Raw genomic sequence first — 13,785 nt, forward strand, 5'->3', positions numbered from 1 at the left:
AGGGAGTCTTGTCGGAGCAGCGCGCCGCCTGTTAGGCGGTGCGCTGAGAACAGCGGCACAGTAAGGTCGCCGCTCATTCTGACCGACAGGATTCCTCGCGATGAAAGCCTATGTCTACGGCGCCCAGGGCGCCGCGATCACCGATATCGCCAAGCCCACGCCGAAGGGCACGCAGGTCCTGGTCCGCGTGCGCGCCTGCGGCCTCAATCGCGCCGATCTCGGCATGACCAAGGGGCATGTGCATGGCGCCGCCGGCGGCGTCGGAACGGTGCTCGGCATGGAATGGGCCGGCGAGGTCGCCGAGCTCGGTCCCGACGCCAAGGGCGTGAAGATCGGCGCCAAGGTGATGGGCTCGGGCAGCGCCGCGTTCGCCGAATACACCCTCGCCGACCACGGCCGTCTGTTCCACGCGCCGTCGAACATGAATTTCGACGAGGCCGCCACGCTGCCGATCGCGTTGACCACGATGCACAACGCCGTCGTTACCAACGGCGCTTTGCAGCCGGGCCAGCGCGTGCTGGTGCAGGGTGCGAGCTCCGGCGTCGGCCTGATGGCGATGCAGATCGCCAAGCTCAAGGGCGCCTCGCTGGTGGTGGGCTCCTCGACCGATGCGATGCGCCGCGGACGGCTCAACGAGTTCGGCGCCGATCTCGCCATCGACTCCAGCGATCCCGCCTGGGTCGATCAGGTGCTGCAGGCGACCAACGGCGAGGGCGTCGATCTGATCATCGACCAGGTGTCCGGCAAGGTCGCCAATCAGAACCTCGCCGCGACCAAGGTCCTCGGCCGCATCGTCAATGTCGGCCGGCTCGGCGGCACCCATGCCGACTTCAACTTCGACCTGCACGCGGCGCGCCGCATCACCTACGTCGGCGTCACCTTCCGCACCCGTTCGATCGAGGAGATCCGTACGATCTTCGACGAGGTGAAAAAGGACATCTGGAGTGCGGTCGAGCAGCGCACGCTGCGGCTGCCGATCGACCGCGTCTTCGCCTTCGACGACATTGGCGCGGCGTTCGCGCACATGGAGGCGAACAAGCATCTCGGCAAGATCGTGGTGACCTTGTGAACGCAACCTTCTGAGATTTAGAAGCACTCGAAACAGCGCGCGGTCCGCGCCCATGGACCGCGCGATCCCGGCTTTCATGGTGCGGCCTCGGCTGCTACATCCGCCGCCATGAGAGACGCCGCCTCCCATGTCGATTCCGGGAAAACCCGTGTCGCCGCGATCTCGATCGCGGCGAGCGCCAGCATGGCCGCGGCGAAGTTCATCGTCGGCGTCCTGATCGGCAGCCTCGCGCTCGTCTCCGAGGCCCTGCACAGCGCCGTCGACGTCGTCGCCACCGTGATCACCTGGATGGTGGTTCGGGTATCGGACCGGCCGGCCGACGACGAGCATCATTACGGCCATGGCAAGCTGGAGAGCCTGTCGGCGCTCGGCGTCATCGCCCTGCTCTACGTGCTGGCCGGCGGCGTGCTGGTGGAATCCGTCAGCCGGCTGCGCGAGGCGGCGCCGCCGCCGTCGCTGTCGGCGATTCCGTTCGTGGTGCTGCTGGTCGACATCGCCGTCAACTTCTGGCGCGCCCGCGCGCTGCACCGCGCCGCGCACGAGACCCACAGCCAGGCGCTCGCCGCCGACGCACTGCATTTCGCCTCCGACGTGCTCGGCTCGATTGCCGTCATCGGCGGCCTGGTCCTCACCGCGTTCGGGTTCTGGTGGGGGGATTCCGCCGCCGCGGTCGCGGTCGCCCTGATGATCTCGGTGCTCGGCCTGCGGCTGGCGCGCTCCACCGTAGAAACACTGCTCGACCGTGCACCAGAGGGCGCGGCCGAAAAGGCGCGCGCCGCGATCCGTTCGATCAACGGCGTCGTCGATGTCGAGCGGCTGCGGGTCCGGCTCGTCGGCGCAACGCATTTTGTCGACGCCACGGTGCAGGTGCCGCGCACCTACCCGATCGACCGTGTGCACGAGATCAAGCGCGATGCGCAGGCCGCGGTCGATGCCAGCCTGTCCGGCGCCGACGTCACCTTCACGACGGTGCCGGTCGCGCTCAGCAACGAGAGCGTGCGCGAGCGCATCATGGTGATCGCGCGCAATTCCGGCCTCGCGATCCATCACGTCACCGTCCACGACGTCGGCGGCCGCCTGATCGTCGCGATCGACCTCGAGGTCGACGGCGACATGAGCCTGTTCGCGGCGCATGCGATCGCGCACGAGCTGGAACGCAGCATCCGCGACGAATTCGGCGCCGACGTCGAGGTCGACACCCATATCGAGCCGCTCGAACCCGAGCTGCCATTCGGCGTCGACGCGCCGGCGCAGCGGATCGCCGAGATCGCCGCCGCCCTGCAGCGTCTCGCCGCCGAGACCGACATGTACGACGTGCACAATGTCCGCGTCCGCAACACCGAGGCCGGCGAGATCGTCAACTTCCACTGCCGCGCGGCGCCGTCGATGAGCGTGCTGAAGGTGCACGACAATGTCGACCACATCGAGCGCGGGGTGCGTCGCGCCTTCCCGAGCGTCAAGCGCGTCATCAGTCACGCCGAGCCGCCGCACGGCTGAAGCCTGAACGTCATGCTGCGTTCCCGCTTCGGACTCACTCTGCCGGCTTTTCGCCATGGCAATTCCGCATTGGATAAGATTTATTAGCTTTTGCCAAATCGTTGACTCTCGACAGCCCGAGAAATCTGGATTCAAATCAACTTGATTCGGAAGCGGCTGGGGCTCTTTCGAAATTCGGGTATCCAAGAAGTTTCGGGGGTCTACAGCATGGCGCGTGCGCATGCCGCGAACGCGTGCGTCCAATCTTCTGATTCCATCAAGGGGTTGGCGCAATCGATCGCGAAACCGGCCTATCAAAGGCTGCTGACTGCTGAGCCGGTATTGCGTCGTGCTGTCCCTACTTTGATCATCGCCTTTCTCGTCACCATCTGTCTCGGCGCCTTCGTCCAGGTGCTCGACCAGAGCCGTCAGAAGCGCGGCGCGACCAAGCGCGACCTGGCCGCGATCTCCGACCTGCTCGCCGACCGTATCGGTCATCTGGCGACGCGCCCGGACCGCATCGCCCACATCGAGCATCTGCAGAGCCTGCTGCCCGACCTGATCCCCGCCTGGGGAGCGGCGGCCGGACGCCACGTGATCGTCACCGGCGCCGACCACCGCATCCTGGCCCGGGTTCCGGTCGACGCCGCGCTCGGCGAGAACGACCGCATCCTCGATCTGATCTCGACCGCGCAGCTCTTGGCCACGCCCGGCCTGCAGGGCGCGGTCACCGAGATCACCTTGCCGAACGGCCGTCCGGCCTTCGCAGTGTCGCAGTTGATCAAGGCGCTGCCCGGCCGCGTCGTCGTGATCCAGGAGAAGCTCGAGCCGATCTGGGGCTCGGACGCCGCGCTCTCGGTGACCCTGTCGGCGACGACGGGCTTCGTCGTGCTGATCCTGGGCTTCGCCTTCCACTGGCAGTCGACCCGCGCCCGCGAGGGCGACCTGATCAACGACGCCGTGCGCGGCCGCATCGACACCGCGCTCAATCGCGGCCGCTGCGGGCTGTGGGACTGGGACCTGTCGCGCGGGCGCATCTTCTGGTCGAACTCGATGTTCGCGATGCTCGGCCTGGAGAACCGCACCGACCTCCTCACCTTCGGCGAGGTCAACGCGCTGGTGAACTCGGACGACATCGACCTGTTCGAGATCGCCGACCAGCTCGTCGCCGGCGACATCCACCAGATCGACCAGAGCTTCCGGATGCGCCACACCGAGGGCCACTGGATCTGGCTGCGGGTTCGCTGCGAGCTCAGCCAGGGCACCTCAGATTCCGGCCTGCACCTGATCGGCATCGCGGTCGACGTCACCGAGCAGAAGAGCCTGGTCGAGAAGACCGTCGAGGCCGACCTGCGCCTGCGCGACGCGATCGAGACGATCTCGGAAGCCTTCGTGCTGTGGGACGCCAACAACCGGCTGGTGCTGTGCAACTCGCACTTCCAGAAGCTGCACAAGCTGCCGGACTCCGCCGTGATCCCCGGCACCTCCTATGAGACCGTCATCGAGGTCGGCAAGATGCCGGAGATCCGCACCCGGCTGCACGACCACAGCCAGCAGGCGCCGGGCGGCCGTACCTTCGAGGCGCAGCTCGACGACGGCAGCTGGCTGCACATCTCCGAGCGCCGCACCAAGGACGGCGGCTACGTCTCGGTCGGCACCGACATCACCCGCATCAAGGAGCACGAGCAGAAGCTCGTCGACAACGACCTGCGCCTGCGCGCCACGGTCATCGACTTGCAGCGCTCGCAGAGCGCGCTGGAACGCCAGGCGATCGAGCTCGCCGACCTCGCCGAGAAGTACTCGCAGGAAAAGACCCGCGCCGAGGAAGCCAACCAGACCAAGTCGAAATTCCTCGCCAATATGAGCCACGAGCTGCGCACGCCGCTCAACGCCATCATCGGCTTCTCCGAGATCATGGGCAGCGGCATGTTCGGCTCGCTCGGCTCGGAAAAGTACCAGGAGTACTGCCACGACATCCTGACCTCGGGTCAATATCTGCTCGAGGTGATCAACGACATCCTCGACATGTCGAAGATCGAGGCCGGCCGCATGAAGCTCGACATGGAGCCGCTCGACCTCGCCAAGACGCTGGCGGAATCGCTGCGCGTCGTCTCCGGTCGCGCCTTGGACAAGAGCCTCGTGCTCGACGCCGACATCGGAGGCAGCATCCCGGTCGTCGCCGACCGTCGCGCCACCAAGCAGATCATGGTCAACCTGCTGTCGAACGCGGTGAAGTTCACCCCGGAGGGCGGCCGTGTCACGATGCGGAGCCGCGTGTTCGAGGACAAGGTCGTGCTCATCATCGCCGACACCGGCATCGGCATCCCTGCGCATTCGCTGGCGCGCCTCGGCCGACCGTTCGAGCAGGTCGAGAGCCAGATGACCAAGACTTATCACGGCTCCGGGCTCGGCCTCGCCATCGCCCGCTCGCTGGCCCAGTTGCACGGCGGCTCGATGCGGCTGCGCTCGCGGCTGGAGCACGGCACCGTCGTGCGCGTGACCCTGCCCCGCGACGCGTACAAGGCCACGGCGAGCATCTCGGTCGCGGCGTGAGCGCGGCGGCCGTACTGCCGTAGCGTGGGCACTTTGCCCACCCTACGGCAACATCATCAAATCGGACTCACATCTCAAAGAGATTGCACTTCAGGATCAGGCCCCACAGGCATGACAGCGCTCTCGCGTGACGGATGATGCCCGACGCATGCGATCGGCTTGCCCTTCGGACATGCAACGCCGACGCAGGCGGATGACGGCATCATGACGTCGCTTCGTGCCTAGTCAGCAACATTGGCGGAACGTGGTATTGACGCACCTGCACGTCAGCAACTAAGGCAGTTGCTCCAAGATCTGGAGTACCGCGCGTGATCATTGCCTTCATCGTTGCCGCCTTCGCCTATCGCTTTGCCATGCTGGGCGTCTCGATCCGCAACGAAAAACGGCTGCGCGCCGACGGCGCAACCGAATACGGCGCATCCGTGTCGCGCTGGTTGGCCATCGCACATGTCGCTTTCTATCTCGCCGCGACGGCCGAGGGCCTCGTCCGGGATGCGCCGCTCGACGCCGTCAGCATCATCGGGTTCGTGATCTATCTGTTCGGCGCGGTGATGCTGCTTGTGGTGTCGCAATTGCTCGGCCGCCTCTGGACCGTCAAGCTGATGCTCGCGCGCGACCACGCGCTGGTGACCCATCCGCTGTTCCGGATCGTGCGCCACCCGAACTACTTCCTCAACATCCTGCCCGAGCTGATCGGCTACGCGCTGACCCTGCACGCCTATCTCACGCTCGTGGCCGGCCTGATCATCTATGCCGTGCCACTGACCTTGCGGATCCGGCAGGAGGAGAAGATCATGCGGGAGCAATTTGCGGCGTACTGAGCGGAGCTAGCCGCTCCGCGAGTTCGCCGCGCGGACCGCAACTTTCACCAAGTCCGACGCTCGACGCCCGTGCAAGGGTTCGGTGACCATCATCGTACCCAAGGGAGCATCGCGATGCTGAAGCGGATCTGGCACGGCTGGACCAGGGCGGCGGATGCCGATGCCTATGAGGACCTGCTGCGGTCAACGATCTTTCCAGGGATCATCGATCGGGAAATCGAGGGATTTCTGAGCATCGAGCTGCTGCGCAGGCCGCTCGAAGACGAGGTCGAATTCGTGACGATCATGACCTTCGCCGATCAGACGGCGGTGGTTCGCTTTGCGGGTCCGGCGCATGACACGGCGGTGGTGCCGCCCGCGGCGCGGAAGCTGCTCAGCCGCTATGACGGCCATGCCGGGCATTATGAGCTGAAGACCACGCGCCACGCGCAAGGTCAGGGTTCCGCGACCGCATGAGAGCCCGAAGTCTGCCGATGATGCCAGCAAGGTCGGTGACGACGCCGACCGTCGCCACGGCAGCAACCTGGATGGCGACGCTGCGCTCGCAATGACGAGAGGAGACAGTGTACGCCATCATGGCGAGCGCTGCGGAGCAAGCCTGGGCCATTGTTCACCGCCGGTGCTGAGGCGCTGGGCCAGCGGCAACTCCGCGGACGCGCGCCTCACGCCTGCAGGCTGGGCGCGACCTCGCGGGCGATCTGGACCAGCGCCGCGATCAGCGGGGTCATCGGGTCACGCTGCGGGATGACCAGGCCGATCTGGTAGTTGATGACGGGATCGACGATCGGGATCGAGCGCACCTTGTCGGCGAGGCCGAGCGTTTCGGCGAGCTTGGCCGGCATCACGCTGGCCCAGCGGCCGGTCTTGACATGGGTGTACAGCACCAGCAGCGAGTTCGACGTCAGCGTCGGCGTCACCTCGTTGCCGGCGGCCTTCAGAGCGCGGTCGATGATGCGGCGGTTCTGCATGTCCGGGGTCAGGAGGCACAGCGGCACCTGCCCGACCTCCTGCCAGGTGACCTGATCGCGATCGCCGAACATCGCGTCGGGCGCGGTCAGCAGCCGGTAGCTCTCGTTGTAGAGCGGGATGGTGCGGACGCGGCCGATCGGCTCGTTCTCGATGTAGGTCAGCCCGGCATCGACCTCCAGGTTCTCCAGCAGCCCCAGCACGTCGGCCGACGTGCACGACATGATGCGGAACCGGACCTCCGGATGCTTGGCGCGGAACGGCGTCGTCAGCGACGCCACCATGCCGAGCACCGTCGGCACCGCCGCGATCCGGATCTCGCCCGATAGCTTGTCCTTGAGGCCGTTGATCTCCTGGCGCATCGCACGGAAGTCGCCGACGATCCGGCGCGCCCAGTCGAGCGTGCGCTCACCCTCCGGCGTAAAGCCCTGGAACCTGGAACCGCGCTGCACCAGCATAACGCCGAGGATCTCCTCGAGCTGCTTGATGCTGGTCGACATCGTCGGCTGGGTCACGCCGCAGGCCTCGGCCGCGCGGCCGAAATGACGCTCCTTGGCCAGCGCCAGCAGCAGTTCGAGCTTGTCAATCAAGAGGTCGGCCTTCCAGCGGTTGAAGGGCCCAGTTCCGCACGTTTTCGGCGGTGCGGGCCACGGAGAAACCTATCACGGCGCGGCGGGCCCGGACACGGTAAAACGCGGCCGCAAGCCGGTCGCGCGAAGGCCTGTTTTTCGTCAACTTCTAGCTATCTCTCGATTGCGTTTCGCTATCGCAGCACGGGACTGCTTTATTGATATCTTGAGCAATTCCAATTTGGATGTGCGAAACGCTTGCAACGCAGAATCGGGATCAGGATGACGCCGGTGTACGAGACGTGGGACGCGGCGCGCGGCGCCGAAATCATCGCCCAACATAGCGGGATGGAGGGAGCAACCTTGCCCATCCTCCATGCGTTGCAGGAGACGTTCGGCCATGTGCCGGAGGATGCCATTCCGATGATCGCATCCGCTCTGAACCTCTCGCGCGCCGAGGTTTACGGCGTGTTCACGTTCTACCATGATTTCCGGGCCAAGAAGGCCGGTCGTCACGTGCTGAAGCTGTGCCGCGCCGAGGCCTGCCAGGCCGCCGGCGGCGATGCGCTCGCGGCGCGCGCCGAAGCGAAGCTCGGCATCTCCATCGGCAACACCACGGCCGATGAGCGCGTCACGCTCGAGCCGATCTACTGTCTCGGCCTGTGCGCAACCGCGCCGTCGGCCATGCTCGATGGCCGCCTGGTCGGCCGGCTCGACGAAGCCCGGATCGATGCTCTCGTCTCGGAGGCCCAGCGATGAGCGTGCGTCTTTTTGTCCCGTGTGATGCCGGCGCCCTCGCCGTCGGCGCCGATGAGGTTGCCCACGCGCTGCACAAGGCGGCGCTGGAGCGGAAGGTCGATATTGAAGTCGTACGCAACGGCTCGCGTGGGTTGTACTGGCTCGAGCCGCTGGTCGAACTGGAGACGGCGCAGGGCCGGTTCGGCTTCGGACCGGTGACGGCAGACGACGTGCCGTCCCTGCTCGATGCGATCGTCGCCGACAAGCCGCACAAGCTCTCGCTCGGCCTGACCGAGGAGATCCCGTGGCTGAAGCGGCAGACCCGCCTCACCTTCGCCCGCTGCGGCATCATCGATCCGCTGTCGCTCGACGACTACCGCGCCCATGGCGGCTACAAGGGCCTGACCCGCGCTCTGACGCTGACGCCCGATGCTGTGATCTCCGAGGTCACGACCTCGGGCCTGCGCGGCCGCGGCGGCGCAGGCTTCCCGACCGGCATCAAATGGAAGACGGTGGCGCAGACCGCGGCCGACCGCAAATACGTCATCTGCAACGCCGACGAGGGCGACAGCGGCACCTTCGCCGACCGCATGCTGATGGAAGGCGATCCCTTCGTCCTGATCGAAGGCATGACCATCTGCGGCATCGCGGTGGGCGCCACCAAGGGCTACATCTACACGCGCTCGGAATATCCGCACGCGATCGCGACCATGACCAAGGCGATCGACATCGCCAGGAAGGCCGGCCTGCTCGGCAGCAACGTCGCGGGCTCGAACTACAATTTCGAGCTGGAGGTGCGCACCGGCGCCGGCGCCTATGTCTGCGGCGAAGAGACCGCGCTGATGGAGAGCCTCGAGGGCAAGCGCGGCATCGTCCGCGCCAAGCCGCCGCTGCCCGCCCATCATGGCCTGTTCGGCAAGCCGACCGTCGTCAACAACCTGTTGTCGTTCGCCGCCATCCCCTTCATCCTCGACGAGGGCGCCAAGGCCTATGCCGATTTCGGCATGGGCCGCTCGCGCGGCACGATGCCGATCCAGATCGCCGGCAACGTCAAGTTCGGCGGCCTGTTCGAGACCGCGTTCGGCATCACGCTGGGCGAGCTGGTCGACGACATCGGCGGCGGCACCTTCACCGGCCGCCCGGTCCGTGCGGTGCAGGTCGGAGGCCCGCTCGGCGCCTACTTCCCCCGCGCCCTGTTCGACACGCCGTTCGACTACGAGGCGTTCGCCGCCAAGGACGGCCTGATCGGCCATGGCGGCATCGTCGTGTTCGACGACAGCGTCGACATGTCGAAGCAGGCCCGCTTCGCGATGGAGTTCTGCGCCATCGAATCCTGCGGCAAGTGCACGCCGTGCCGTATCGGCTCGACGCGCGGCGCCGAGACCATCGACAAGATCCGCCGCGGCGAGCGCGTCGCCGAGAACATCGCCCTGGTCGAAGACCTCTGCGGCACTATGAAGCTCGGATCGCTCTGTGCACTCGGCGGCTTCACGCCCTACCCTGTGCTCTCGGCGCTGAAGCACTTCCGCGAAGATTTCGGCCCCCAGCAGCCGCGCTTGCAGGCTGCGGAATAAGATATCGGGAACAAGGACACCGACCATGTCGCTCATCCACGAAACCGATTACGGCACACCGCTCTCCAAGTCCGAAAAGATGGTCACGCTCACCATCGACGGCCAGAGCATCACCGTTCCCGAGGGCACCTCGATCATGCGCGCGGCCATGGAGGCCGGAACGCAGATCCCGAAGCTGTGCGCGACCGACATGGTCGACGCGTTCGGCTCGTGTCGCCTCTGCCTCGTCGAGGTCGAAGGCCGCGCCGGCACCCCGGCCTCCTGCACCACGCCGGTGGCCGCGGGCCTCGTCGTTCACACCCAGACCGAGCGGCTGAAGAAGCTGCGCAAGGGCGTGATGGAGCTCTACATCTCCGACCATCCGCTCGACTGTCTGACCTGCGCTGCCAATGGCGATTGCGAGCTGCAGGACATGGCCGGCGCCGTCGGCCTGCGCGACGTGCGCTACGGCTATCAGGGCGACAACCACGTGTTCGCCGACGCCTGCGGCGAAGCCAATCCGGCCTGGCTGCCCAAGGACGAGTCGAACCCCTATTTCACCTACGATCCCTCCAAGTGCATCGTCTGCTCGCGCTGCGTCCGCGCCTGCGAGGAAGTGCAAGGCACGTTCGCGCTGACCATCTCCGGCCGCGGCTTCGACAGCCGGGTGTCGCCGGGCATGAGCGAGAGCTTCCTCGGTTCGGAATGCGTGTCGTGCGGCGCTTGCGTACAGGCCTGCCCGACTGCGACCCTGACCGAGAAGAGCGTGATCGAGATCGGCCAGCCGGAGCATTCGGCGGTCACCACCTGCGCCTATTGCGGCGTCGGCTGCGCCTTCAAGGCGGAGATGCGCGGCGAGGAAGTCGTGCGCATGGTGCCGTACAAGGATGGCAAGGCCAATCGCGGCCATTCCTGCGTCAAGGGCCGCTTCGCCTATGGCTATGCGACCCACAAGGAACGCATCCTCAAGCCGATGATCCGCGAGACCATCGACCAGCCCTGGCGCGAGGTCTCCTATGACGAGGCCTTCAAGTTCGCCGCCGACAAGCTGCGCGGCATCCAGGCCAAATACGGCCGCGACTCGATCGGCGGCATCACCTCGTCCCGCTGCACCAACGAAGAAACCTATCTGGTGCAGAAGCTGATCCGCGCCGGCTTCGGCAACAACAATGTCGACACCTGCGCCCGCGTCTGCCACTCGCCGACCGGCTACGGCCTTGCCACCACCTTCGGCACCTCCGCCGGCACGCAGGACTTCGACTCGGTCGAGGACAGCGACGTCATCATGGTGATCGGCGCCAACCCGACCGATGCGCATCCGGTGTTCGGCTCGCGCATGAAGAAGCGGCTGCGCCAGGGCGCCAAGCTGATCGTCGTCGATCCGCGCAAGATCGACCTCGTGAAGTCGGCGCACGTCAAGGCCGACTATCATCTGCCGCTGCTGCCCGGCACCAATGTCGCGATCCTGACTGCGCTGGCCCATGTGATCGTCACCGAAGGCCTCGTCAACGAGACCTTCGTGCGCGAGCGCTGCGACTGGAGCGAGTTCCAGGACTGGGCCGAGTTCGTCGCGCTGGAGAAGAACAGCCCCGAGGCGATCGCCAGCATTTCCGGCGTGGACCCGGAAGCGATCCGCGGCGCGGCCCGGCTCTACGCCAAGGGCGGCAACGGCGCGATCTACTACGGCCTCGGCGTGACCGAGCACAGCCAGGGCTCGACCACGGTGATCGCGATCGCCAACCTCGCGATGGCGACCGGCAATATCGGCCGCCGCGGCGTCGGCGTGAACCCGCTGCGCGGCCAGAACAACGTGCAGGGCTCGTGCGACATGGGCTCGTTCCCGCACGAGCTGCCGGGCTACCGCCACATCTCGGGCGACGCGGTGCGCGACCAGTTCGAGGCGATGTGGAACGTCAAGCTCAACCCTGAGCCGGGCCTGCGCATCCCGAACATGTTCGACTCCGCGATCGAAGGCACCTTCATGGGCCTCTACGTGCAGGGCGAGGACATCCTGCAGTCGGATCCCAACACCACGCATGTGGTGCAGGCGCTATCGTCGATGGAATGCGTCATCGTGCAGGACCTGTTCCTGAACGAGACCGCCAACTACGCCCACGTGTTCCTGCCGGGCTCGACCTTCCTCGAGAAGGACGGCACCTTCACCAACGCCGAGCGCCGCATCCAGCGGGTGCGCAAGGTGATGACCCCGCTCAACGGCATGGCCGACTGGGAGGTGACGATCGGTCTCGCCAAGGCGATGGGCTTCGAGATGAAGTACAATCACCCGTCCGAGATCATGGACGAGATCGCGGCGCTGACGCCGACCTTCGCCGGCGTCTCCTATCAGAAGCTCGAGGAGATGGGATCGGTGCAGTGGCCCTGCAACGAGAAGAATCCCGAGGGTTCGCCGATCATGCATGTCGACGGCTTCGTCCGCGGCAAGGGCAAGTTCGTGGTCACGGAGTATGTCGCGACCGACGAGCGCACCGGCCCGCGCTTCCCGCTCCTGCTCACCACGGGGCGCATCCTGTCGCAGTACAATGTCGGCGCCCAGACGCGGCGCACCGAGAACGTGGTGTGGCATGGCGAGGACGTGCTGGAGATCCATCCGCACGATGCCGAGCAGCGCGGCATCCGCGACGGCGACTGGGTGCGGCTGACCAGCCGCGCCGGCGAGACCACGCTGCACGCGCTGATCTCCGAGCGCGTCGCCCCCGGCGTGGTCTACACCACCTTCCACCATCCGCTGACCCAGGCCAACGTCATCACCACGGACTATTCGGACTGGGCCACCAACTGTCCGGAGTACAAGGTCACGGCAGTGCAGGTGTCGCAGTCCAACGGACCGTCGGACTGGCAGAAAGCCTATGACGAGCAGGCCCGCAACTCGCGCCGCATCGCCCCGGTCGTGGAGGCAGCGGAGTAGCATGACCGATGCAGTGCGCATCGCGGATCGTCTGGTCTGGCGCGACGGAGCCCTCACCGAGGGCCACCGCCGCGTGCCGGAGGAGACCGCGGTCGCACTGACCTACAATGGCGGCACCCAGGCCGTCATGATGGCGACGCCGCAAGACCTCCGCGACTTCGCCATCGGCTTCAGCCTGAACGAAGGTCTCGTCACGAGCCGCGACGACATCATCTCGCTCGACGTCGTCGAGCTGGATGACGGCATCGAGCTCAGGATGTGGCTGCCCGACGCGCAGGCCGAACGCTTGGCCGAGCGCCGCCGCAACATCGCCGGCCCCACCGGCTGCGGCCTGTGCGGCATCGATTCGATCAGCGAAGCGGTGCGGCCGGCGGCGCATGTCCCGGACGGCCGGCGTTTCGCTCCGCGCGACGTCATGGCGGCGCTTGAGGCCATCGAGCCGCTGCAGAAGCTCAATCACGAGACCCGCGCGGTGCATGCCGCGGCGTTCTGGACTCCCGCGCGCGGCATCGTCGGCTTGCGCGAGGATGTCGGCCGCCACAACGCGCTCGACAAGCTCGCTGGCCACCTCGCGCAAACGCGCTGTGCGGCGAGCGAGGGCATCGTGATCCTGACGAGCCGCGTCTCGGTCGAACTGGTGCAGAAGGCTGCTGCCATGGGCGCACCCATCATGGTCGCGGTCTCCGCCCCGACCGCGCTCGCCATTCGCATGGCCGAGGCCGCCGGCATCACGCTGATTGCGGTGGCCCGCAACGACGGCTTCGAAATCTTCACCCATCCCGAACGGATCGTCGCGAGCGCCGAGACCGGCGCGCGATCAACACAGACGGACAACACCCATGTCGCATAACCCCTCCGAGCGCCTCGTCTACATGGCCAACCAGATCGGCAAGTTCTTCCAGAGCCAGGGGCAGGAGAAGGAGGTCGCCGGCGTCGCCGAGCACATCAAGAAGTTCTGGGATCCGCGCATGCTCAAGACGATCTATGCGCACCACGACGCCGGCGGCGCGGGCCTCGACCCGGCGGTGAAGGAAGCGATCGGCCGGCTGAAAGATGCCGCGGTCGCCAAGGAAAAGGCATAGGCGGCCGGCCGTCCTACCGCGCGGCTGGTCGG

At 66.4% G+C, this 13,785-nt stretch carries 12 protein-coding genes; 10 read left to right on the forward strand and 2 right to left on the reverse strand.

Annotated features, from left to right (window positions below; translation table 11 throughout):
* Window positions 1-100 precede the first annotated feature (100 nt).
* Window positions 101-1,069 (forward strand): zinc-binding dehydrogenase, encoded by a 969-nt coding sequence (locus QX041_RS26040; protein ID WP_315828281.1) that lies wholly within the window; start codon window positions 101-103, stop codon window positions 1,067-1,069.
* A gap of 74 nt (window positions 1,070-1,143) precedes the next feature.
* Here the strand turns inward: QX041_RS26040 and QX041_RS26045 are convergent, their stop codons facing one another.
* Window positions 1,144-1,272 (reverse strand): hypothetical protein, encoded by a 129-nt coding sequence (locus QX041_RS26045; RefSeq protein ID WP_315716165.1) that lies wholly within the window; start codon window positions 1,270-1,272, stop codon window positions 1,144-1,146.
* Between QX041_RS26045 and QX041_RS26050 the strand changes: the two genes are divergently transcribed.
* The 4 genes from QX041_RS26050 to QX041_RS26065 all read left to right on the forward strand — a co-directional run bounded on the left by QX041_RS26050 (window position 1,253) and on the right by QX041_RS26065 (window position 6,375).
* Window positions 1,253-2,566: a cation diffusion facilitator family transporter gene (locus QX041_RS26050; protein WP_315753035.1), complete on the forward strand. Its 1,314-nt coding sequence runs from the start codon at window positions 1,253-1,255 to the stop codon at window positions 2,564-2,566. The genes QX041_RS26045 and QX041_RS26050 overlap by 20 nt on opposite strands.
* Window positions 2,567-2,773: 207 nt before the next feature.
* Window positions 2,774-5,098 (forward strand): PAS domain-containing sensor histidine kinase, encoded by a 2,325-nt coding sequence (locus tag QX041_RS26055; protein WP_315753037.1) that lies wholly within the window; start codon window positions 2,774-2,776, stop codon window positions 5,096-5,098.
* 308 nt (window positions 5,099-5,406) lie between these two features.
* Window positions 5,407-5,919, forward strand: a complete 513-nt coding sequence (locus QX041_RS26060) for an isoprenylcysteine carboxyl methyltransferase family protein (RefSeq protein WP_315828280.1) — start codon at window positions 5,407-5,409, stop codon at window positions 5,917-5,919.
* A 114-nt stretch (window positions 5,920-6,033) separates the two neighbouring features.
* Entirely contained in the window at window positions 6,034-6,375 is a 342-nt protein-coding gene (locus QX041_RS26065; protein WP_315828279.1) for an antibiotic biosynthesis monooxygenase, read from the forward strand.
* A 206-nt stretch (window positions 6,376-6,581) separates the two neighbouring features.
* On the opposite strand, the gene QX041_RS26070 is transcribed toward QX041_RS26065, so the two are convergent.
* Entirely contained in the window at window positions 6,582-7,475 is an 894-nt protein-coding gene (locus QX041_RS26070; protein ID WP_315716160.1) for a LysR family transcriptional regulator, read from the reverse strand.
* Between the two features lie 261 nt (window positions 7,476-7,736).
* Between QX041_RS26070 and QX041_RS26075 the strand changes: the two genes are divergently transcribed.
* The 5 genes from QX041_RS26075 to QX041_RS26095 are packed head-to-tail and all read left to right on the forward strand — an operon-like array spanning window position 7,737 to window position 13,753.
* A complete protein-coding gene (locus tag QX041_RS26075; RefSeq protein ID WP_315753146.1) occupies window positions 7,737-8,213 on the forward strand; it encodes a formate dehydrogenase subunit gamma in 477 nt (158 codons plus the stop codon).
* The gene (locus QX041_RS26080) at window positions 8,210-9,766 is read left to right on the forward strand and encodes an NADH-quinone oxidoreductase subunit NuoF (RefSeq protein ID WP_315753040.1); all 1,557 of its coding nucleotides are present in this window, start codon (window positions 8,210-8,212) and stop codon (window positions 9,764-9,766) included. The genes QX041_RS26075 and QX041_RS26080 overlap by 4 nt, the downstream gene beginning before the upstream one ends.
* Before the next feature lie 25 nt (window positions 9,767-9,791).
* Window positions 9,792-12,671 (forward strand): formate dehydrogenase subunit alpha, encoded by a 2,880-nt coding sequence (gene fdhF / locus QX041_RS26085; protein WP_315768112.1) that lies wholly within the window; start codon window positions 9,792-9,794, stop codon window positions 12,669-12,671.
* Window position 12,672: 1 nt separating this feature from the next.
* Window positions 12,673-13,521: a formate dehydrogenase accessory sulfurtransferase FdhD gene (gene fdhD / locus QX041_RS26090; protein WP_315768114.1), complete on the forward strand. Its 849-nt coding sequence runs from the start codon at window positions 12,673-12,675 to the stop codon at window positions 13,519-13,521.
* Window positions 13,511-13,753 carry a formate dehydrogenase subunit delta gene (locus tag QX041_RS26095; RefSeq protein WP_315716156.1) on the forward strand — a complete coding sequence of 81 codons (243 nt, stop codon included), beginning with the start codon at window positions 13,511-13,513 and terminating at the stop codon, window positions 13,751-13,753. The genes fdhD and QX041_RS26095 overlap by 11 nt, the downstream gene beginning before the upstream one ends.
* Window positions 13,754-13,785: the final 32 nt, after the last annotated feature.

The organism is Bradyrhizobium sp. SZCCHNRI2009, assembly GCF_032485115.1.
Taxonomy (GTDB): domain Bacteria; phylum Pseudomonadota; class Alphaproteobacteria; order Rhizobiales; family Xanthobacteraceae; genus Bradyrhizobium.

Excerpts from the sequence above, each read along its gene's own strand:
- QX041_RS26040 (WP_315828281.1), top strand. The coding sequence starts at position 101 with ATGAAAGCCTATGTCTACGGCGCCCAGGGCGCCGCGATCACCGATATC.
- QX041_RS26050 (WP_315753035.1), top strand. The coding sequence starts at position 1,253 with ATGGCCGCGGCGAAGTTCATCGTCGGCGTCCTGATCGGCAGCCTCGCG.
- QX041_RS26045 (WP_315716165.1), bottom strand. The coding sequence starts at position 1,272 with ATGAACTTCGCCGCGGCCATGCTGGCGCTCGCCGCGATCGAGATCGCG.
- QX041_RS26055 (WP_315753037.1), top strand. The coding sequence starts at position 2,774 with ATGGCGCGTGCGCATGCCGCGAACGCGTGCGTCCAATCTTCTGATTCC.
- QX041_RS26065 (WP_315828279.1), top strand. The coding sequence starts at position 6,034 with ATGCTGAAGCGGATCTGGCACGGCTGGACCAGGGCGGCGGATGCCGAT.
- QX041_RS26075 (WP_315753146.1), top strand. The coding sequence starts at position 7,737 with ATGACGCCGGTGTACGAGACGTGGGACGCGGCGCGCGGCGCCGAAATC.
- QX041_RS26080 (WP_315753040.1), top strand. The coding sequence starts at position 8,210 with ATGAGCGTGCGTCTTTTTGTCCCGTGTGATGCCGGCGCCCTCGCCGTC.
- fdhF (WP_315768112.1), top strand. The coding sequence starts at position 9,792 with ATGTCGCTCATCCACGAAACCGATTACGGCACACCGCTCTCCAAGTCC.
- fdhD (WP_315768114.1), top strand. The coding sequence starts at position 12,673 with ATGACCGATGCAGTGCGCATCGCGGATCGTCTGGTCTGGCGCGACGGA.
- QX041_RS26095 (WP_315716156.1), top strand. The coding sequence starts at position 13,511 with ATGTCGCATAACCCCTCCGAGCGCCTCGTCTACATGGCCAACCAGATC.